Annotated in this window: 22 protein-coding genes and 1 tRNA gene; 10 read left to right on the forward strand and 13 right to left on the reverse strand. The window is 61.0% G+C overall.

Features of this window, described 5'->3' with window-relative positions; genetic code table 11:
- Positions 1–172: 172 nt before the first annotated feature.
- Entirely contained in the window at positions 173–460 is a 288-nt protein-coding gene (locus BX591_RS28675; RefSeq protein ID WP_244147149.1) for a helix-turn-helix domain-containing protein, read from the reverse strand.
- 295 nt (positions 461–755) lie between these two features.
- On the opposite strand from BX591_RS28675, the gene BX591_RS28680 reads away from it, so the two are divergent.
- Positions 756–2,060, forward strand: coding sequence for a tyrosine-type recombinase/integrase (locus tag BX591_RS28680; protein ID WP_111934760.1), 1,305 nt, complete (start codon positions 756–758; stop codon positions 2,058–2,060).
- On the opposite strand, the gene BX591_RS28685 is transcribed toward BX591_RS28680, so the two are convergent.
- The 3 genes from BX591_RS28685 to BX591_RS28695 are packed head-to-tail and all read right to left on the reverse strand — an operon-like array spanning position 2,048 to position 3,930.
- Entirely contained in the window at positions 2,048–2,404 is a 357-nt protein-coding gene (locus tag BX591_RS28685; protein ID WP_111934699.1) for a hypothetical protein, read from the reverse strand. The genes BX591_RS28680 and BX591_RS28685 overlap by 13 nt on opposite strands.
- Positions 2,404–3,711, reverse strand: coding sequence for a VapE domain-containing protein (locus BX591_RS28690; protein WP_111934700.1), 1,308 nt, complete (start codon positions 3,709–3,711; stop codon positions 2,404–2,406). Before BX591_RS28690 ends, BX591_RS28685 begins: the two co-directional genes overlap by 1 nt.
- Before the next feature lie 18 nt (positions 3,712–3,729).
- Positions 3,730–3,930: a helix-turn-helix transcriptional regulator gene (locus tag BX591_RS28695; protein WP_111934701.1), complete on the reverse strand. Its 201-nt coding sequence runs from the start codon at positions 3,928–3,930 to the stop codon at positions 3,730–3,732.
- Between the two features lie 466 nt (positions 3,931–4,396).
- Between BX591_RS28695 and BX591_RS36620 the strand changes: the two genes are divergently transcribed.
- From BX591_RS36620 to BX591_RS36625, 8 genes are all read left to right on the forward strand, one after another.
- The gene (locus BX591_RS36620; RefSeq protein ID WP_167444636.1) at positions 4,397–4,555 is read left to right on the forward strand and encodes a hypothetical protein; all 159 of its coding nucleotides are present in this window, start codon (positions 4,397–4,399) and stop codon (positions 4,553–4,555) included.
- A 112-nt stretch (positions 4,556–4,667) separates the two neighbouring features.
- Positions 4,668–4,874 carry a hypothetical protein gene (locus BX591_RS28700; protein ID WP_111934702.1) on the forward strand — a complete coding sequence of 69 codons (207 nt, stop codon included), beginning with the start codon at positions 4,668–4,670 and terminating at the stop codon, positions 4,872–4,874.
- Positions 4,875–5,107: 233 nt separating this feature from the next.
- A complete protein-coding gene (locus BX591_RS28705; protein ID WP_111934703.1) occupies positions 5,108–5,506 on the forward strand; it encodes a hypothetical protein in 399 nt (132 codons plus the stop codon).
- A gap of 91 nt (positions 5,507–5,597) precedes the next feature.
- Positions 5,598–5,870 carry a hypothetical protein gene (locus BX591_RS28710; RefSeq protein WP_111934704.1) on the forward strand — a complete coding sequence of 91 codons (273 nt, stop codon included), beginning with the start codon at positions 5,598–5,600 and terminating at the stop codon, positions 5,868–5,870.
- A gap of 7 nt (positions 5,871–5,877) precedes the next feature.
- A complete protein-coding gene (locus BX591_RS28715) occupies positions 5,878–7,389 on the forward strand; it encodes an HK97 family phage prohead protease (RefSeq protein WP_111934705.1) in 1,512 nt (503 codons plus the stop codon).
- Positions 7,386–7,904, forward strand: a complete 519-nt coding sequence (locus BX591_RS28720) for a hypothetical protein (protein ID WP_111934706.1) — start codon at positions 7,386–7,388, stop codon at positions 7,902–7,904. The genes BX591_RS28715 and BX591_RS28720 overlap by 4 nt, the downstream gene beginning before the upstream one ends.
- 2 nt (positions 7,905–7,906) lie before the next feature.
- A complete protein-coding gene (locus tag BX591_RS28725) occupies positions 7,907–8,095 on the forward strand; it encodes a hypothetical protein (RefSeq protein WP_111934707.1) in 189 nt (62 codons plus the stop codon).
- A gap of 184 nt (positions 8,096–8,279) precedes the next feature.
- A complete protein-coding gene (locus tag BX591_RS36625) occupies positions 8,280–8,693 on the forward strand; it encodes an NrdR family transcriptional regulator (RefSeq protein ID WP_167444637.1) in 414 nt (137 codons plus the stop codon).
- Positions 8,694–8,763: 70 nt separating this feature from the next.
- Here BX591_RS36625 and BX591_RS28730 read toward each other — a convergent pair whose 3' ends face one another.
- The 6 genes from BX591_RS28730 to BX591_RS28760 all read right to left on the reverse strand — a co-directional run bounded on the left by BX591_RS28730 (position 8,764) and on the right by BX591_RS28760 (position 15,451).
- The gene (locus BX591_RS28730) at positions 8,764–9,219 is read right to left on the reverse strand and encodes a hypothetical protein (RefSeq protein ID WP_111934708.1); all 456 of its coding nucleotides are present in this window, start codon (positions 9,217–9,219) and stop codon (positions 8,764–8,766) included.
- Between the two features lie 423 nt (positions 9,220–9,642).
- A tRNA-Ser gene (locus BX591_RS28740) sits at positions 9,643–9,733 on the reverse strand.
- 60 nt (positions 9,734–9,793) lie between these two features.
- The gene (locus BX591_RS28745; RefSeq protein ID WP_111934710.1) at positions 9,794–11,812 is read right to left on the reverse strand and encodes a sodium:solute symporter family protein; all 2,019 of its coding nucleotides are present in this window, start codon (positions 11,810–11,812) and stop codon (positions 9,794–9,796) included.
- Between the two features lie 4 nt (positions 11,813–11,816).
- Entirely contained in the window at positions 11,817–12,221 is a 405-nt protein-coding gene (locus BX591_RS28750; RefSeq protein ID WP_111934711.1) for a DUF4212 domain-containing protein, read from the reverse strand.
- 152 nt (positions 12,222–12,373) lie between these two features.
- Positions 12,374–14,356, reverse strand: coding sequence for an acetate--CoA ligase (gene acs, locus BX591_RS28755; protein WP_111934761.1), 1,983 nt, complete (start codon positions 14,354–14,356; stop codon positions 12,374–12,376).
- Between the two features lie 306 nt (positions 14,357–14,662).
- Entirely contained in the window at positions 14,663–15,451 is a 789-nt protein-coding gene (locus BX591_RS28760; protein ID WP_111934712.1) for a hypothetical protein, read from the reverse strand.
- Positions 15,452–15,762: 311 nt separating this feature from the next.
- Here BX591_RS28760 and BX591_RS28765 point away from each other — a divergent pair, with 311 nt between their 5' ends.
- Positions 15,763–16,656 carry a DUF1521 domain-containing protein gene (locus BX591_RS28765; protein WP_167444638.1) on the forward strand — a complete coding sequence of 298 codons (894 nt, stop codon included), beginning with the start codon at positions 15,763–15,765 and terminating at the stop codon, positions 16,654–16,656.
- Between the two features lie 146 nt (positions 16,657–16,802).
- Here the strand turns inward: BX591_RS28765 and BX591_RS28770 are convergent, their stop codons facing one another.
- From BX591_RS28770 to BX591_RS28780, 3 genes are read right to left on the reverse strand one after another with little or no spacing between them, the layout of a single operon-like run.
- On the reverse strand, positions 16,803–17,231 hold the full coding sequence (locus BX591_RS28770; protein WP_111934714.1) for a hypothetical protein: 429 nt from the start codon (positions 17,229–17,231) through the stop codon (positions 16,803–16,805).
- Positions 17,231–18,595 (reverse strand): FliI/YscN family ATPase, encoded by a 1,365-nt coding sequence (locus BX591_RS28775; protein WP_111934715.1) that lies wholly within the window; start codon positions 18,593–18,595, stop codon positions 17,231–17,233. The genes BX591_RS28770 and BX591_RS28775 overlap by 1 nt, the downstream gene beginning before the upstream one ends.
- On the reverse strand, positions 18,592–20,670 hold the full coding sequence (locus tag BX591_RS28780) for a flagellar biosynthesis protein FlhA (protein ID WP_111934716.1): 2,079 nt from the start codon (positions 20,668–20,670) through the stop codon (positions 18,592–18,594). Before BX591_RS28780 ends, BX591_RS28775 begins: the two co-directional genes overlap by 4 nt.

The raw sequence follows: 20,670 nt of genomic DNA on the forward strand, positions 1-20,670 counted from the left end.
AGTGAACAGAGTCGGAAAGCCGGTCGGTGGCGCACACTGGCCAAACACGATAGAGCGCGATATTTCGAGCAGCGCGGAATCACGCCCGTCATCGAAGCTAATCAGTGGCGCAAGACCAATTGAGTGAGACACAGCAACGGCGATACAAAATAGTCAGCAGCACGCGCCAGCTTTAACGACTCACATTTAGCGCAGTAACGTCACGGGCCGGATCGAGCGAACGCCCTTCGCCACCGGCAATCAGTGTCTCGGGCGGCACACTGTAGACCTCGGCAAGCTCAAACAAACGAAACAGAGGTGGCGCGGTATGACCGCGTTCAAACCGGCTGATCGTTTCCGTGTTCACCCCCAGCGCTTCCGATACCTGCCCCTGCGTCATATCCGCATCGAGACGGGCGCGAGCTAACGCCTGACTGATCCGCTTTGCGAACGTTTCTTCCTGAGTCGCGGATGCTCTCATACCAACACTCCGTGTCGAAAACCACAAAATTTCGACATCGATAGTGACTCGACCGTCCCGCACGAGCTAAAAAAAAGCCGTTGAATCTCAACAGATTCAACGGCTTATCATTCATATCTTTTGGCGGAGAGACGGTCCGCTTTCCATGCGTTCGCATGAGTTCGCATTAGTTCCACATTTACTCTGAAAGCCCCGCCACATAAGGCTCATGAGTTCGCCCTAGTTCGCATGAGTGTGCTACCATCCCAAGCCAGTGTATGGGTAGATGTATGGGTATGGAACTCAGGCGGAGAACATGTCTCGACCAATCAAGAAGCTGTCTGCTGTAAAGGTTCGACAAGAGAAAAAGCCCGGCTACTACGCAGACGGCGGCGGTTTGTATTTGCAAATTCGCGAGACTGGCACCAAGTCCTGGATATTCAGGTACTCCCGAAGTACCGTTCTCACGAAGAACGGGAGACGGAAGCATACCGACATTGGGCTTGGGTCTTATTTAAGCGTTTCGCTCGAAACTGCACGGGAAAAGGCAGATGGCATGCGCCGCGCAATTGCTAACGGCGACGACCCACTGGCCATGCGACAGTCAGAGCGTGCGAAGATCGCGGCAAAAATGACTTTCTCCGAGTGCGCCAGTGCCTATATCGAAGCACACAGGCACGGCTGGAAGAATGAAAAGCATGGGGATCAATGGACCAACACGCTGGCCACCTATGCGGCACCGCTCGTCGGAAAAAAAGACGTCGCGCTGGTTGACACGCACGACGTGGTGAGCATTCTGGAACCGATCTGGACCACCAAGAACGAAACGGCTTCGCGGGTTCGGGGGCGGATGGAAAAGGTACTAGCGTGGGCAACTACGCGCGGTCTACGCAGTGGCGAAAATCCTGCGCGTTGGAAAGGCCATCTAGATACGCTGCTGGCAAAACCTAGCGCCGTACAGGCGGACGAACACCATCCCGCGCTACCCTACCCTCAGATTGCATCGTTCGTGGCTTCATTGCGGAGTATCGACGGGACCGCCGCCAAGGCGCTGGAGTTCGCTATTCTCACTGCCGGTCGCACCCAAGAAATCATTGGAGCGCAATGGTCCGAAATAGACATCGACGCGAAGCTATGGACTGTTCCTGCCGAGCGCATGAAGATGAAACAGTTGCACCGCGTGCCACTGAGTGCAAGGGCAATTGCCATCTTAAAGGCAATGGAAAAAACACGCCTGGACGATTTTGTCTTTCCGGGCATGACGAAGAATAAGGGCCTATCGAATATGTCCCTTCTCGCCGTTATTAAACGTATGAACGGCGCGGCGAAATCGAAGGGCGACGCACCAGCGCCGATCTGGTTCGATCCGAGAACCGGTGCGCCGGTAGTGCCGCACGGCTTTCGCTCGACATTCCGCGATTGGGCTGCGGAGTGCACACACTTTCCTAGGGAGCTGGCGGAAAAGGCTTTGGCGCACGCCGTCCGTAGCGAAGTGGAAGCGGCCTATCAACGCGGGGATTTGCTGGCCAAACGTGCGAAGATGATGGACGCTTGGGCCGCGTACTGCGCGACGAAGCGCGAAGCTAGCGCGGTCCTACCGTTTAACCGTCAATCGGCGTAGCGCTTAGTGCGCCACTGAACCCATCCACGCAGGATGCCGAATCGAACATTAGGCGAATCGTCGCCTACCCTCGCAATCGGAACGCCGCTCGCAATGAGAGCGGCAATCATTGCGCCATTCGAGACGTATTGACCCGCCCACCCTTGCACCAAGCCTTTTAGCGCGTAGCTACTGCTGCGGCTGTCAGCCTTGGACGTGGTCTTTACGCCATTCAGGAATCGCATGGCAGCGTCGAACTCTGCCTGATGGTCAAGAATGTTCGGGCGAACGTGCGGCTCTCCACCGGGCAAACCTCCGCCCGTTAATTCAGGGTAGCGCTCTGCAATTTCGTGAAGGGTCAGCATTAGAACGGCCTCGTATCGTCTTCCCGATCGCCCTGAGTGCGGGCTCTGGGCGGCAGATCAAATACCATACGGCCGTGCGACTTCTTTGGTTCTTTGCCCGTCACCCTGCGCAGGATTGTAGCAACATCCTTTGCCTGCTTGGGTGTTGGCTTGTCATACCCTACCGCAATACACACGTCTGCAGCGGACATGCGTTCAGTAGCGGCCCTGTCCCATGCGAAGCGGGCCATAATCAAGTCTTCAAGCGGGTTACGCTCCGTGTGGTCCATGTTCGCGTCGTTTAAACGCTGCATCTCGTCGCGCGTGAGACTGTGCCGCTCGCCGGCTTCGTACAGAGCCTTAGCCTGCGCCCACAATTGCTGCATATCCACGTCGTGCATGGCGTTCAGTTTCGGGCCGCACCGCACCGTCCAGTAGCGCCGATTGCCCGTTTCGTCGCGCAGGTACGCATGCTCGTTCACGCTGGCAAGCGCTGCCGTGCGGCGCGGAAACTTGCTGCTCGTTTTCGCGTAGGGCAGCCGCAGTTCGTCCATTTTGCGGGTTATGAAACCACGCAGCGCGGTAATGTCCGACTTACTGAAAGTCGCTTCCAACTCGCCCAACTCAACCAGCCAGTAGGACACGAACTGTTTCACGCTGTCTTTGTTCGCCGGATCAAGAATGACGGACTCCGCAACCCATTCGCGATGCTCGCCAGCCATACCCATAATCCACGTCGTCTTTCCCAGCCCCTGCGCGCCCTGAAGCACCAGCACGCCTTGCATTGCAAACCCGGCGGGATCGTACACGCATGCCACCGCGCCAATAAGCCAACGCCGCAATAGAATGCGCGTTAATTCCTGGTCTGCCGCGTCCAACGTGTCTGCCAGCGGCTCTAATCGGTCCACGCCGTCCCACGGCTTAGAGTCGATCCATTCGGCGACCGGGTTATACCGGTTCGCGTCGGCCAATGCAGTAATGTAGACGGGGACGTTCCCTGTCGGCATCCGGTTTCTAGCGCACAGGTCGATGATCTTCCCATAGCTCGCTTCTGACCGATTCTCAGGCGTGAAATCCGCGTGGGGAATCAGAATCTCTACTTCTTTGGAGATCAGGTTATAGACAACCTTTACGCCGTACTGGTCGAGCATGTGTTTCAAGTTCCCCTGCGTCGGAAGCGGCGCATCCCTGCCAGGATCGGGAAAATTCTGGACGTTCAAAGGCATTTCCATTGGTGCACCTGGAAGGCTGCCGGCGGGCCGAATACGCCGATTGATTGGCGTCACGCTGTCCGTTCTCGCTGCCGCTTTCTTCTTCTGAGCCGTCATGTGGTTTGCTTCGCTCCTTTATTGCGTACGGGTGCTGGCGATTCGGTTATTGAGCCAGTCATTCACTTCACTTTCCACCCAGCCGGCGCACTTGTGGGACAGCTTGATAGACGACGGGAATTGGCCGTTCTTGATTAGGCGGTAGATGCATGTCTTCTTGAGCCCGGTGCGCTCCAGCACGGTCGCGATGCGAATGATTCTTGTCGGATGAGTTTGCATGTATTCCCTTTAGTTCGACTTGGTACGGTTCGCAGTGTCCGCGTTCGACATTTCCGGTTCCACATGAGGGTTTTTTTCACCAAGCGGTTAATCGCTATCGGGGTGGCACGGGGTACGTGCGGGGGTGGCAAATCGGGCTTTTTTTGCGCTGCCCCCCCGCTAAAAACCATATCCAGCTTGGCTTAGACGGATTTGGGGGTGCATGGGGTATGTAGTTCTGAAGAGTTTGTTGGACAGCCTAATAAACTCTTGTGAAATTGCACCACCATGCTCCCCCGATTCACTCAAAGCCTTATCCAGTAAGGTTTTCACCGGAGGGGCACGAAACTGCTGATACCCCGAATCGCAACGAAAGCTCTGAAAATCCCCTTCCCTGTATGCCTGATTCGACAATTTCAGCGCGTTGGATCGAGTGAGGGAACACCGAGGTAGCAGCTTTGCTGCTGCCGAATGCTCACGAACGGGTGTGCTTGATCGATTGCCGAAAGTCGGCATCCAGGTGGGTGAGGGGTCGGCGGCATTGCCTTTTAAAGGTCCGCCTGTGGGGCGTGCCGCCATGGACGAAAATATTTTTCACGTCACCTCTGTTTCCATAGGTAAACAGAGCCAGAAAAAAACCTTATGAAACAGCCTTTTACATGATAAGCAATGCAAAGTGTTTCCATAGGTAAAGACTAGTTTCCATACGGCACCATGGCTATGATTCGTGTCACAAAACGCCATCTAGGGATTCAAACATGACGCAAAGACTTAGCGATGTAGTTCTGGCAGCGCTCACGCAGCAGATAGCCGGTGAAATCGAGCACGTACTAGTGAACCGCATTCAGGCAATCGGTATCGGCCCACAACCAGCGGTGCTGAATGCTGATGCAATGAACGACATTCGGCGCATTGTGCGCCGCATCCTAGGCGACGCAGCCGCCGCTGACGTACAGGGACGTTAGGAAGATGGTCGACCGACCCGACACCGGCTGGGGCATACCCCCCATGCTTGGGTCCTCCCTGAAGGGGTGTGGGTGCGGGGTACAAGGCACCGCGTCTATAAAAATCTGAGAGGTTTTTTTAAACGCGGACTACTACTATGTTCCCCAAGGCAAACGCTTGACGCAAAAAGCGAAAAGTACTTTCTAGAAATCGTCCGAAGAAGAAATTTCAACCGTAGAAAGAGACCAACACGATGAGAACCGCAGCAAACCAGACCATTGGCGAAGTATTTCCAACATACGCATTTACCGTCCCACGACTCGCTGCCCTCTTGGGCATCGAGGACTCAGCCATTCACCTGTATGCCGCCGAAGGCATGCTGCCACGGCTCGCAGACGACCGTTACGACGGTGTATGGCTTCTATATCTGTCAATTGGTCAGAAGGTCGTCGCCCGCACCCAAGCATCATTGTCCGTAAAAGCGACAGTAGCGCTCGGGTGGGTCGAATCCTTGGGGGATGACTTGCAAAGCGCGAAGGACCGCGACGCGTTCATTGCGGTGTTCGAGCGCAACGGTTTCACGCGTGATGACCACTTGGCGGCGGTTGATGAAATGCTTGCCTTTTGTGACGCGCATGAATCGTATCACTAGCCGCACTCTAACTAAACCCTCATGTGTAACTAAACGGCGCAATTCTGGATAATTCAGATGAACGCCAATAATTTTGGAATACTTATCAAATATGGTTCTCGAAGAACTCAACCAAATGATTGCAGATGCCAAGTTGAACAAGCCTGCATCCCCGCAAATGGACGTCACCGAACTCTGCGCAACGTTCCGCACGACACTGCCTGTCGTGAGCAAATGGGCCGCCGCTGGCGCTCCGGTGAATCTGAACGGGCAGACTGATCTGTTCGCCCTGTTCGGATGGCTGCATGTTCATCAGGATCACCCGTATCTGCCGTCAGTGGGCGAACGCCTGATCGCGCAATGGAAAATTTCCCTCAACGTTTAAACGACTTATGACCGAAGCCAATCCGCTTTCAACGCGCGAAGTGAAAAGCAGAGGCGATTTCGTTCGTCGCGTTGAGGTAAGTCACATCGATGCGAATAGACGAACGGTCGAACTCGCGTTTTCGTCAGAAACGCCCGTCCCACGGCAGTTCGGAATTGAAGTTTTGTCACACGCTGCCGGTGCCGTGGACTTGTCCCGCCTAAACAGCGGCGCGGCACTCCTGATGGATCACAACTTCAGCGATCAAATTGGTGTGATCGAGTCCGCGCGTATCGATAGCGACCGCGTGGGCCGCGCCGTGGTCCGCTTTGGTAACAGCGCTCGTGCGAATGAGATTTTCCAGGACGTTCAGGACGGTATCCGAAATCTTGTTTCGGTGGGCTACCGCGTGCTGGAAATCGTTCAGTCCGAACAGCGTGACGCCGGCCCCGTATATACCGTCACGTCCTGGCTGCCCTACGAAATCAGCTTTGTGTCCGTACCGGCCGATCCAAGCGTTGGAATTGGCCGCTCGCTGACACCCCAAATTTTGCATCGACACACCTCGAACGAAGATAAACGCATGACCAAAAAGAATCTGAATCCGCTGAAGGCTCTTTTCGAAGCGGCACGCCGCGCAGAGGGCGACAGGCCTGTTTTCGACCGCCATGACGAGGTTCGCTATGTGATCCCGGGCAAGCCGTTGGTACGCGGCGTGATCGATCTGAACGGTGATCTGCTGCCGAAGATCGAAGACGAAAACGGCAATCTGAAGCGTCCCCCGAAGGGCACGCCGGCAGTACAAACGAGTACGATTGGGGCCGAAGTCATCAAACAATCGCTGGTGGCGCAGGCCGGCGCGCAAGTGATTATCTGGAAAGACCCGACCGAAGCCATCTCTACCGGAAAGCTTGGCGATGTGGTGATGGCTAGCAAGGCGGCATACTTTGAAACCATTGAGGCGGCACCGTTTGCCTTGGTTCCCGACGGGCAGGAAGTTGGCGTTACACCGCTCCCGATCAGCCGCGCCGCAATCCATATCGATGCAGCCGGCGGTCCGCAGACCAACACGGGAATTTACGGGGTTCGCTTCGAGATCAGCCGTGCGACCATGAAAAGCTATCCGGATTTCGAGGAATCCATTCTGCACTCGATAACTTACGGCCTGCCGCGCACCGCTGATGCGGTGCTGTTGGGCGTGATCGTTGGCGCGCCCCTTGCCCCGTTTTCTCTGTCTGCCGCTGCTGCCGCAGCCGTCCGCATGAGCGAGCTTCGCGCGCTGGTTGGCACGTTGGGCAACGGTGCGGCAATTGATAACAATGGTGTGTTGCGTGCCGCCGGCATCCAGGCGGAACTGACGCCCGGCACGGCCGCCACCATCGTGGGCACGTTCTCACGGTGCGCCATCCTGATCCGCAGCGAAGTGGAACTTGTCGCGGAGCGCGTCAACCTTGACGGTTCAATTGCGTTCACGGCTTGGGCTGAATTCGAAGCGCTGACGCCGGACCTGTCGCGCTTCTGGACGGTGGGGGCGCAATGAGGCTGAGCATTATTGGTCGTTGCGGCAACTGCCAATCCATAACGAGCCGTGTCACCGCCGACAGCGATGATTACAGCACCGAAAAGCGCAACCGGCAGGAGCGCAGCCGACAGGTTTACCAGTGCCGTGAATGCAGCGCAAAGGGCGTAAAGCCCATCGAGCGCGAGAAAAAGAAGTCACGCACCGAACTGCCCCGCCATATCGAAGATGCTCTAGCAGGCGCCGGATATGTGATGCGTTCGTCTAACGGTGAAGGCTTCCCTCGCGTGGTGGTCACTATCCCAGCTTTCGGTTCAATGATGCTGGGCGGAGAAGGCGGCGAAGACATTGTGCCGCGCATCGATAGGGCATGGCCCGGATTGGATGACGCTCAGGTAACGCGCGTCATCCAGCATATTAACGCCGGCTGTAAAGCAGCAATCCGAGCGATGACGCAACTTCCTGGACGCCCCAAAAAACGCTGGCCGATGGACGACCGGCAAGACTACCCCATCAAAACAGAACGGGATATTTAAGGATGCAAGCCAACACGCTTGAAGCGACAACGCCAAAGGAGCGTTTCACCGTTGTTGCCGAACGGGATTTGCTAACCGCCATCGAGGCACACAAACAGCGCATTGAACAACAAACCGGCCTTCGCATCACGATGAGCCAAGCCGCCGCCGGCCTGCTGCGTCGTGGGCTTGAAGTGGCCAGCGCAGCCTAATGACTTTCCCAGCATACCCTGTGCTCCGAGGGGCGTCGCAGCGGGAAAACTGCGATAACTCGGGCGTCCCCCGGTTGGCCCTGTTTGCCGAGGGGTGATGTGGCGGGAAAATCACATCGATTCGGCTGTACTTCGCGCTGGCCCCGACGCCGGAAGTATCGGGGCACTCTAACAGGGGAAGCCTATGCAATGCCCGAAGTGCAATAACGGCACTAAAGTGAAAGAAACGCGCGGCATTACCCGCCGGCGCGAATGCTTGGCCGTCACATGTCGCCACCGTTTCACGACCGAAGAACACCCAGTCGCGAAAGTCGGTATCACGCCGTGCCGCGTACCGCTTGCGGCCGATGCCGATGCTATGGCCCACATAGCCGAACTGGAGCGCGAGAACGCAGCTTTACGCGCCAAGCTGGGCAGACGGGACAGGGACGCGCCGCGCGTGAAAACAAGGAAAAAACAGACCGCCGAAGCAACAAGACCGGCGGCATTCTTCACGCGCGAGTCCTTGGCACCGGACGAACAGAAGCAAATCGATTCACCGCGTCCGCCTGTTTGGTCATTGAATTTGCCCTCAACCGCATTTGGGCGAATACGGTAGATCAGCGTTCGACAGTGGGACGTTGCACGTGAATAGCAGACGGCCTGCCGCCAAACATTTCGCCTATTCGCTACAGCGCGTGCCGCTGTGCCAACTCGGCCAGATTCCCGCAAAACTCGTCGTAAGTGAACGGAACACACGCGGTAATTACGAGATTTCGGCGAAAAGCATTGATGCAGCGTGCGTCGTCTGACACGAACCAGTTTGCGTAGCTTGCGACATCGGCAATCAGCGCATCCGCCTTGTGCTTGGGGCCACCGTTGCCCAAGTGCGCGTCGTACATTGCACCGGCCCCAAAGCTATCCCCGCAACGCATCATACCCATTCTGGCTACGCTATGCCCAAGGCGCTGTACTGCGAACAGGTTCGGAAGCGTGCCCGTTTTTGGCCGAAGTTCATCCGCCACAGATCGCGGCATGAGAATCGTGATTTGACCTGCCTCGATGAGCTGAGTAATCGTGGCGACCGTCGTCGGTTCTTTTTCCAGTCGGATATGGATGTTTGTGTCGAGGACGATGTTAATCATGTGATCATCGGGAATAGCTACGTTGCCCGTGCAGGCGTTCAAAGTCAGTGAATGAATTTGAGCGCTAGGGCCAACGCAATCGAAACCAACACTTGCGCCGCGATGATGTAAACCTTTGTTTTTTCTAATGAAGCGGTCAACTCAGACACCATTAGGCTAAGGTCCGCGTTCGTCGCGCAGGACGGCCCGCGCAAGTCGTGCAGCACACTGGCCAGTGCTTCCGCTTGGCGTTGTTCTAAGCCTGCGTCTGTGAGACGCCGGGTAGTCCGTAACGGGTCGATCATCGCTGCCCCCATACCGTTCGACACGATTCTAATGGATTCTGTGCGCCACGCGGGAGCAAATCGCCGTATGGGTAGGTGTATGGGTACGATTAATGTAAAAACAAAAAAGCCCATGAAATCATGGGCTTAATTGGTTTCCTGGCGGAGAGACGGGGATTCGAACCCCGGATAGGTTATTAACCTATACACGCTTTCCAGGCGTGCGACTTAAACCGCTCATCCATCTCTCCGGCGGGGAGCCGAATTATAGCAAACTTCGGGCCCTGCGCCACACCCCCTTGCAAACCGCGCTAAGGATGCCGGATGTAGTCCACCAGCGCACGCGTATAAGCATCCGGTTTCCGGTCCACGAGACTCACGCCGATCGCCACCAGAAACCCCGCCGGTACGCCGAACACGCCTGAGCTGATCGGCTCGATTCCGAACCATCTCGCGCCGGCGAAACCCGTCATCTGCGTGAAGAACGGATACGTCGAGACGATGTAATAGATACACACCACCAGCCCGGCCACCATCCCCGCCACCGCGCCGAGTCGCGTGGTGCGCTTCCAGAACACCCCTAGCACCAGCACCGGAAACAGACTCGACGCCGCCAGCGAAAACGCCGCCCCCACCAGAAACAGAATATTCCCGGTATTCAACGACGCCACGTACGACGCGAACAGCGCCACCCCTAGCAGCAGAATCTTCGACACCGTCACGCGCCGCTGGCTCGACGCCGTCGGATCGACCATGTGGTAGTACACGTCGTGCGACAGCACATTCGCAACGGTGAGCAGCAAGCCGTCGGCGGTCGACAGCGCCGCGGCCAACGCGCCCGCCGCGATCAATCCCGACATCACATACGGCAACCCGGCAATCTCGGGTGCGGCGAGCACGACCATGTCCGGCTGCATCTGGATCTCGCTCCATCGCACAATGCCGTCCAGGTTCGTATCGTCCAGACTGATCAGGCGCGGCTCCATCCGGTTCCATTGCGTGAACCATTGCGGCAAATCGGCGAAGTGATGACCGACCAGGTTGGTCAATATCTCGTACTTGATCAGCACGGCCAGCACCGGCACGGTGAGATAAAATAGCGCCACGAAAAACAGCGTCCAGCCGACCGAGCGGCGCGCGGACGCGACCGACGTCGTGGTGTTATAGCGCGTCAGAATATGCGGCAAGCTCGCCGTCCCCAGCGAAAGACACAGCAGCAGCGACAAAAAATTGCGCTCATGAATGCGCCGCTCCTCGTCGTTAGCCGCGGGAAACGGCTCATGCATCGGCACCGGCGCGGCGGCCCGCGTCAGCATTTCATCGCGGCGCTGGCGCCAGACGATCTGCGCGGCGGCGGCATCGCGTGGAAACTGGTCGAGCGCTTTCTCACGCGCCTTGATCTCGCGCAACGGACCGTTATGGCGGCGCAAATCGGCCACCTCCTGCGTGAGGCGCAGTTTCTCGTCGACGAACGATTGCGGCAGCGTATCGAGCCGCACCTGCATGCGGGCGGCCTGACGCCGATAGTCGTCGCGCACGGTCTGCTCGAGCGGTGCGTCGCGCACCCGTTTCTCGAGACCCTCCACCCGCTCCATCAAACGCCCGTAGTCGAATTGCGGCAGCCAGCCGAGGCCGTCCTTGTGCGCGATCATCGACACTGGTATCAGGATCGCAGCAATCAGAATGATGTACTGCGCGACCTGGGTCCATGTGACCGCGCGCATGCCGCCTAAAAACGAGCACACCAGAATGCCCGCGAGCCCGCAGAAAATGCCCACTGCAAAATCGACGCCGATAAAACGCGTCGCGATCAGGCCCACGCCCTGAATCTGCGCGACCAGATAAACGAACGAGCACAGAATCGCCGACAACGCCGCGAGCCCGCGCACCGCGTTGCTCGAAAAGCGCGTGCCGAGAAAATCGGGAATCGTGTAGCGCGCCAGTTTGCGCACGTACGGCGCGAGCAGAAAGGCGACGAGGCAATAGCCGCCGGTCCAGCCCATCAGATACGCGAGCCCGTCGTAGCCGGTCGCATAGATCGACCCCGCGAGGCCGATGAACGACGCCGCCGACAGCCAGTCGGCAGCCGTCGCCATGCCGTTGAAGGCGGACGGCACGCGCCGCCCCGCCACGTAGTATTCGACCAGGTCGGAGGTGCGTGACAGCAGCCCGATCACCGCATACACCGCAATCGGCACGAACAGGAACACATAGCCGATCCACACACCGGGACCCGTGGCGCGTTCAATGCGCCACATCACATAGATAAACAGAAGGAAACCGAGCGTATAGAACGCGTAGGAGCGGATCAGCCGGTTCGTGAGTTTCATGGCGTCAACGTCGGCGCGGCAAAGGCGCGCGGGAATCCGCACCGGGTTCGCCGCCGGCCACCGCCTCGGCTGCCACGCGGGCGTCCGCCTCGAACGCGCGCTGCAAGCGACGATCGGCGCGCTGCATCAGCACGATATACACGACGATCAACACCACGTAGACCAGAATCGCGCCCTGCGCGCCAAAGTAGAACGGCAGCCTGAAACCACCCATTCGCACATGTTCCAACGCCGGCGCCATCAACGGCAATACGAACGACACCAGAAAGCCCAGCGTCATCAACGTGGCGATCAATGCGACATTGAACCGCCAGTACTTGCGATGCGCGTGCGCCATCGCCGCCGACACCGCGGGCGGTTCAGGAGGAGGATTCAACGTAACGTGAGAGGCGTGGTGTGGCGCGGCCATGCGCCTATGTATCAAAAAGCCACCGGGCAGGCAATTGGGATTGTCCGCGCGGCGGCTTCTTACGACGTGATTCGAGAGAGCGACGGAGAGAGGCTGTGTCATCCGGTCCGCCGCGCATCGCGAGATGCACGGCCGACCAGCCGCGCCCTAACTCACAGCGATTCGCCGAGCTGATCGAGAATCGCCGGGTTTTCCAACGTCGACACGTCCTGGGTGATCTCTTCACCCTTCGCCAGCGAACGCAGCAGGCGACGCATGATCTTGCCCGAGCGCGTCTTCGGCAGGTTCTCGCCGAAGCGGATGTCCTTCGGTTTCGCGATCGGACCGATCTCCTTCGCAACCCACGCACGCAATTCGTTGGCGAGCTTCACCGCCTCCTCGCCATCGGGACGCGCGCGCTTGAGCACGACGAACGCGCACACGGCCTCACCGGTCGTCGCGTCGGGCCGACCCACCACCGCGGCTTCGGCAACGAGCGGATTCGATACCAGCGCCGACTCGATTTCCATCGTGCCGAGCCGGTGACCCGACACGTTCAGCACGTCGTCGATACGGCCCATGATCGTGAAGTAGCCGGTGTCCTTGTCGCGCACCGCGCCGTCGCCGGCGAGATACAGCTTGCCGCCGAGTTCCTCGGGGAAGTAGCTCTTCCTGTAACGATCCGGATCGCCCCACACGTTACGCAGCATGGAAGGCCACGGACGCTTCACCACCAGAATCCCGCCCTGCCCGTTCGGCACGTCCTGGCCGGTTTCGTCGACCACCGCGGCCATGATGCCCGGCAGCGGCAGCGTGCACGAACCGGGCACCAGCGGCGTGGCGCCCGGCAGCGGCGTGATCATGTGGCCGCCGGTCTCGGTCTGCCACCACGTGTCGACGATCGGGCAACGGCCGCCGCCGACATTCTCGTGGTACCACACCCAGGCTTCCGGATTGATCGGCTCGCCGACCGTGCCGATAATGCGCAGCGACGACAGGTCGTAGCTCTTCGGATGCACTTTCTGGTCGGCCTCGGCGGACTTGATCAGCGAGCGGATCGCCGTGGGCGCCGTGTAGAACAGCGACACCTTGTGCTTCGCGATCATGTCCCAGAAGCGGCCGGCGTTCGGATAGGTCGGCACGCCTTCGAACACGACCTGGGTGCCGCCGAGCGTCAACGGACCGTACGTGATGTAGCTATGGCCCGTGATCCAGCCGATGTCGGCGGTACACCAGAACACGTCGGTGGGCTTCCAGTCGAAGGTCCACTTCAGGGTTTGCGCGGCCCACAACAGATAGCCGCCGGTGCTGTGCTGCACGCCCTTCGGCTTGCCGGTGGAACCGGACGTATAAAGAATGAACAGCGGATGCTCGGCGCCGACCCACTCGGGCGGGCATTGGTCCGACTCGGCTTGCGCGAGCTCGTGCATCCACAGATCGCGGCCTTCGTGCCAGGCGACCTTGCCGCCGGTGCGCCGATAGACGATCACGCTCGTGACCGCCTCGCAGCCGCCCATGGCGAGCGCTTCGTCGGCGATATTCTTCAGCGGCAGCGCTTTACCGCCGCGCATCTGTTCGTCAGAAGTGATGAGCGCGACCGCGCCCACGTCCACGAGGCGTTCGTTGAGCGACTTCGACGAGAAGCCGCCGAACACCACCGAATGCGTCGCGCCGATCCGCGCGCAAGCCTGCATCGCGACGATGCCTTCGATCGACATAGGCATGTAGATCACCACGCGATCGCCCTTCTTCACGCCGCGCGTCTTCAACGCATTCGCGAAGCGCGACACGCGTTGCAGCAGATCCTGATACGTCACGTTGGTGACGGTGCCGTCGTCGGCCTCGAAAGCGATCGCGACGCGCTCGCCGTTGCCGGCTTCGACATGACGGTCGAGGCTGTTGTACGACGCGTTCAGTTGGCCGTCTTCGAACCACGTGTAGAACGGCGCATTCGATTCGTCGAGCACCTTGGTGAAGGGCGTATTCCAGCTGAGCGTCTCGCGGGCGAGACGCCCCCAGAAACCTTCGTAATCGCGTTCCGCTTCGGCGGCGAGCGCCCGGTACGCGTCCATGCCGGAGATCGCGGCGCCGGCCGCTGCTTCAGCGGAGGGCGGGAAAACGCGGCGTTCCTGAAGAACCGATTCAATCGCAGACATCGACAACCCCTTGGTGAAAATCAAACCTGAAACCTGTGCCGGCGCGCGAGCGGTCGACAGTATGCTGCCAGGATAAACGGCGCAACTTACCTGTCACTTACATCGGAGTGTCGCGCGGTGCCTCGTCGAGAGGTATTGGGATTGTCATGTTAGCTGATGCGCTCGGGCAATGTCATCGCGCGCACCGCGTAGCGCCTGGGTAGCGCCTGGGCAACGCATATACGCGCGACCGGCACCAGGGTTATACCCGAGGCGCCGACGCACGCTGAACGGAAGATCCGTGTTAACCCGCGTGCCAACTCCCGACTAATCGGAGACGAACCCGGTCTCGTCGCCGACCATCTGTTTGAAAGCCTCCATGTCGATCTCCGCGAATTCATCGTCGAGAAGCTGGCCGTGTATTTCCGCCACCTGGCGTTCCGTCAGATGCAGGCTGCGCGCTATGTCATCCCGGCCGACCCCGGCCTGCAACAGACGGATCGCCTCTCCTCGAACGTCGGGCTCCGCCGCTGGCGCCGCACCGGCTCTCGACGCAAGACGTGCAAGCTCGACGCGAATCTGCTCGTCGACCGCTGCAACTCTTCTTTGCAGGTACGACGATGCCATTCGCCGCACGATTGCGTGCGGTAGTTGCAATTCGGCCGCAATCCGAGGGGCGTCCCAGCCTGCCTCCAATTGCCTGACGATGCGGGCGGCGACTCTCCTGGCGCGCGCCGAGGAGAGGGCGGCAGGCCGGCCGCCGCTTTGGTGGCCTTCCGCGCCGGTAGACGTGCCGGGTTGCGGAGAACCGGAGCGCTGGCGAGGCAGCGGGATCCATGACGCTGGATCCGCCGGTTGATTGGGTTGCGTCAGCGCCGCGCGGAGCAACGGGCTGTTTAGCTCAGGCGGCTGGCGGGCCTGTTGCCGTTCGCCTCCCGCGGTCCCGAGCGCGCCGTGCACGCTCGCGCTCGCGTCGTCATGGCGCGCACCGCCCACGTCCGAGCCATCGAATATCGCCGGCGCCGAGCGTGGCCGTCCACCCTGCACGTTGCCTTCGGCTGCGCCTGTCTGCAGCGGATCGTTCGGTCGAGTACTACCGGTTGGCTGGACGTTCATCTCAGTGCTCCCTGTCTATTTAAGCGGTTGACATCGGCTTCATCGAAACTCTCCCAGGTGGAGAGTCGCCGCTCCATTGCAACGGATCGACACACTCGCCAGGTCGTATTTATGAATGCCGCCCCTCTCTTTCAGTCAGCGATCCGAATCAATAACGACCGCGGATATTTCTCGCGCAGCGATATATAAGTACGCCCGAACGCCTCGGCAAACTCCCTACTATTTCCCAAGCGGCGCCACTCCAGCACGGTCGGCGACGCGGTTCCGGCTCGCAAACGCAAGCCGGTTTTTTTATGCTCAGGAATCACACTATGCAAACAACGATGCAAGCGCAGCTTCATTTCAACCCGATTCAGACGCGCACCAACACGCCGTACGGCGACGCGTGGTCGCAGCCTTCGCGAACCTCGCCGTTCGATAGCGGGCGCGCTCAGTCGTCCCCCATGTCGAACATGGCGAACGGTTTCTCGAAGACCTCGTACGCGGTGCACGGCCAGACCACGGTGAATGGCCAGACTTCGTCCTATTTCACGAAGACAACCACGATCAGTCGCGGACCGATCGGCCAACCGTCGCCGGCAGGCTGCGGCCGCAATGCGCCTCAGGGCGGCCACGACCGCTATGGCGACTACTCGCGCGGCGGCAACGGCACGTCGCGAGGTTCGTCCTGCGGCTGCAACGAGCGCAGCAGAACCGATCAGACGCAATGGACCAACACGCCGGTCGCCAACAACAAGACCAGCATCGATCTGGGCGACTACAAGCTCGACTTCAGCAAGGCCAATTCGTCGATGCTCCTGACCAACAAAAAGACCGGCGATACGACGAACATCTACGGTGACCCGCATATCGAACAGCATGCCAACAGCGCCAACAAAACCTCGGCGATGTTCAACGGCCCGATGACGTTCATGTTGCCGGACAACACCAAGATCAGCGTGGGCACCCAGGCGGCCAAAAACAATCCGTCGGTCACGTTCGCGGATCAGGTCACGATCACCAAGGGTAATCAGGCCTATCAGGTCTCGGGCCTGAGCCAGCAGGATTCGAAGGCGCTGAGCGTGCAGAAGAGCAACAACGGCCGCGCGCTCGACGCCGCCACGCCGGACGGCTACACCATCGTGGCGGCACGCAACGGCAGCGGCTTCATCGATCCGACCACCGGCAAGCAACCGAGCGCCGACGACTTCAGGAAAGCCGCCTAAGCCAACCGCACGCAACGGGGCCGACAGGCGCAAGGTGTCGTCCTCGATGGACGCCGCGATCACGTCGACCACGGGTTCGCGGCGTCCGGCGATTTGCCGCGGCCGGCTGCCGGTAAAGCGCCTGCCGTACCGGCTGTCCGTGCTGCTTAAGTGCCGTCTCCGTCACCCACCGCGAGGCGCGCGCCGATCACCCGCAAACGCTCCCTGGCATCGTCATGCCGGCCTCGCTCCACCTGCCATGCTCTCAACGCGTGCGCCGCTTCATCGCGCGCCGCCGCGTGCGCGTCGCGCGCCTCGCTCCATTGCCGCTGCAATGCGGGCCTGCGCGCATCGTGCGCGCGCAGCGTCGCATGCCACTGCGCGCCAACGCGCTCGTCACGCCGGCACGATGCCAGCACCCGTTGCCGCTGCTCCGCATGCCGCTCCAGCGCGGCCAGCTGCGCGGCGACCGCCTCCGCCGCGTGCCGTTCCTGGCGCCGGGCGTCGGCCAGCGCACGCAACCTGCGCCGCACCCGCAAGCCGCGCACCCTGACCAGAAGCCGCCAGAGCGCCGCTTCCCGCACCGCGTCGCGCATTACGCCGCCCGCCCGCCGGCGCGCAACGCATGCAGCAACGCACGCGTCTCGTCCCATTCACTGCTGCGGTCGTACGGCTGACGCAAAAATTGCTGGATCGCCGGACGCCGCTCGATGGCGAGGTCCGTATCGGCGTCATGCCCGCGCTCGTATTCGCCGATCTGCAACAACATCTCGATCTCTTCATAACGCGCGAGCCAGTCGCGCACCCCGTTGGCGTCGGCGAGTTGCGCCTTGTCGGCCACGCGATTCATCAAACGGCTGCGGCTGCGCAAGATATCGATGGCCGGATAGTGGCCGGACGCCCCCAATTTCGACGACAACTGGATATGGCCGTCCAGCAGCGAGCGTGCTTCTTCCGCGACCGGATCCGACAGATCGGCCTCATCGGCGAGCACGGTGTAGAAACCGGTGATGCTGCCTTGCGCGGTCACGCCGGCGGTTTCGATCAGTTTCGGCAAACGCGCGAACACGCTCGGCGGAAAGCCGCCCCGCAGCGGCGGTTCGCCGACCGCGAGACCCAGTTCCCGCAACGCGCGCGCGTAGCGCGTCAGCGAGTCGAATAACAGCAGCACGTTGCGACCGCTCGCGCGCAAGCCGACCGCGACCTGCGACGCGAGCTCCGCCGCCTTGATCCGCTCCGCTGCGGGACGGTCGGACGTCGCCGCGATCACGACCGTCGACGCGCGCCGGCGGTCGAGGTGATCGTGAATGAACTCGCCCACCTCGCGGCCCCGCTCGCCGATCAACGCGACCACGATCGCATCGGTCGATGCGCCGTTCGCAATCATCCCCATGATCGTGCTCTTGCCGCCCCCGGCCGGTGCGAAGATGCCCGTGCGCTGACCGAGGCCGCAGGTCAACAGGCCGTCGATCGCGCGCACGCCGGTGGCAAACGGCGTCGTGATGACCGGACGCTCCAGCGGATTGAGCGTGACCTCGCCGCCAGCCGACTCGGCCGAACCCGGCGCACCCCGCGCACCCCGTACGAGGTCCCGCTGCGGCGGCAACGGTCCGCCGTCGAGCGGATTGCCGAGACCATCCACCACGCGCCCGAGCAGACCCACCGCGTCGACGCTGTCCCACACCGCCCCGCAACCCTGCACTTCGGTGATATCCGACAGCCCGGCGAGTCCCGCCAGCGGCATCACCAGGGCGCCGTCGTGCGCGAAACCGACGACTTCGCCGTACTGCGCCTCGAGCGTATCCGGTCGCACCAGCCGGACCTTCTCGCCGATCCGCAACGACACGCCCACCACCCGCGCGATCACGCCGCGCGCTTCGACCACCCGGCCGCGCAACTCGGGCGCGGACGCAAACGTGGACCAGCCCTGTTCCGACCACTTCAGCGCGCGCTCCGTCATGGCGCGCCCAGCGTCGCGATGGTCTGGATCCGGTAAATGTCGAACGGAATCTCCTCGATCGCCAGCACGTCGATGCGCCAGCCGAAGTCTCGCAACAGCTGCGCGAGATGCGGGCGCAGCACCGCATTCGTGACGATCAGCCCGATCCCGGACAGGTCCGCGCCCAACACCTGCTGCGCGCGTTGCATCTCTTCCGCAGGCAGTACGCAGAGCGGTTCGCCGTCGGGCCCGCTACGGATCTGCGCTTCGAGACTGGCCTCCCAGCCGGGCTCCAGCACCGCCGCGAAGATCGTCCACGATTCGAGGTCGGCGAAATTGCGCGCAATCTGCCGCCCCAACTGGATGCGCGCCTCGCGCACCATCCGGTCGAGCGTGCGTTCCCCCGCCGGCACGCGCACCACCGCTTCCAGAATCGCCCGCAGATTGCGAATCGGCACACGCTGCTGCAGCAGTTGCCGCAGCACGCCGGCCAGTTGCACCGTGCTGGTGGCCTGGCCCGCCTGCGCCACCAGCTCGCGGAATTCGATGCCGAGTTGATCGAGCAGAAAGCGGGTTTCCTGAATACCGAGGAAATCGGCCGCCGATCGCTCGCACACCTCGCCGAGATGCTCGCAGAGCGCTTCGTCGACGCTCGCTTTACGGATCGCCGGATCATCGACCGAGGCCGCCTGCGCGCTCGGCACCCACACCGATTTCTCGGCGCGCGGCCGGTAGCCTTCCGTGCCTTCGAACGACATGCGGCTTTCATCGCCGCTCAATAGCGTGTGCGCGGCGACCAGCGTGCCGCTCGCGAACGGCACGTCCTCGACATCGACGATGTAGCGCTCCGGCGCAAGCCGCGCATCGCGCAGCAGCGCGAGACCCGGGAACGGCACGCCCAGTTCGACCATCAGGTGCCGCCGCAACTGCCCGAGCTGCCGGTTCAGCGCTTCGGGCCGCAAGGCGTCGAATGCCTGCTGGCCGAGCCGTAAGCGCAAGGTCGCGCTCGTGCCCAGTTCGACGTCGTCGAGAATGCGCGGCACGTAGTTGCCACCGTCGCGAGTCATGCCCGGCATCAGCGCGCGTTGCGAATTGGTCGCGGCCGCGGCGTTGCGCATCAACGTGATGGCCAGCACCACCAGCAGTCCGCCCGCCAGCAGAAACTGCAGATGCGGGAAACCCGGAATCGCGGCCAACGCGCAACAGGCCGCGCCGGCCATGCCGATTGCTTTCGGATGCACCGTCAGTTGCCGGTAGATATCGCCGCCAAGATGGGCGTCCGCACTGTCGGCCGAGGCCACGCGCGTGACCAGAATGCCCGCCGACACCGACACGATCAACGACGGAATCTGCGCCACCAGGCCATCGCCGACCGTGAGAATGGTGTAGGTATGCAGCGCGTCGGCGAACGACATGCCACGCTGCGCGATGCCGATCGCGAGGCCGCCGACAATGTTCACCAGCGCGACGACCAGCCCCGCCACCGCGTCGCCCTTGACGAACTTCATCGCGCCGTCGAGCGAGCCGTAGAAGTACGTTTCGCGCTGCAGCTCCGCGCGCGCCCGGCTCGCCTGCGCGGGCGAGATCACGTTGGAGCGCAGATCGGCGTCGATACTCATCTGCCGGCCGGGAATACCGTCGAGCGTGAAGCGCGCGCCGACCTCGGCGACCCGGTCCGCGCCTTTCGCGACCACGATGAACTGGATCGCCGCGAGCACGATGAACACCACCAGCCCAACGGCCACGTTGCCACCCACCACCAGCTCGCCGAACGCGCCGATGATCTGGCCGGCATGCGCATGCAGCAAAATCATCTTGGTCGACGCAATCGCCAGCGCAAGCCGCAGCAGCGTGGTAATCAGCAGCAGCGACGGAAAACTCGCGAGGTCCGCGGCTTTCGACACATACAGCGTGGTGCTCAGCATCGTCAGGCTGGAGGCGAAACTCAGGCAGATGAACAGATCGAGCACGAACGGCGGCACCGGCACGATCAGCAATGCGAGCACGGCCAACAGACCGATGGCGACGGCAAGATCGGCGTGCCGCGCGAAGAACGCCGACAGATCGTAGCGGCTGAGGATGGAACGGTTCGGCAT

Origin of the sequence: Paraburkholderia bryophila (assembly GCF_003269035.1) — a bacterium.
Lineage (GTDB): Bacteria > Pseudomonadota > Gammaproteobacteria > Burkholderiales > Burkholderiaceae > Paraburkholderia > Paraburkholderia bryophila.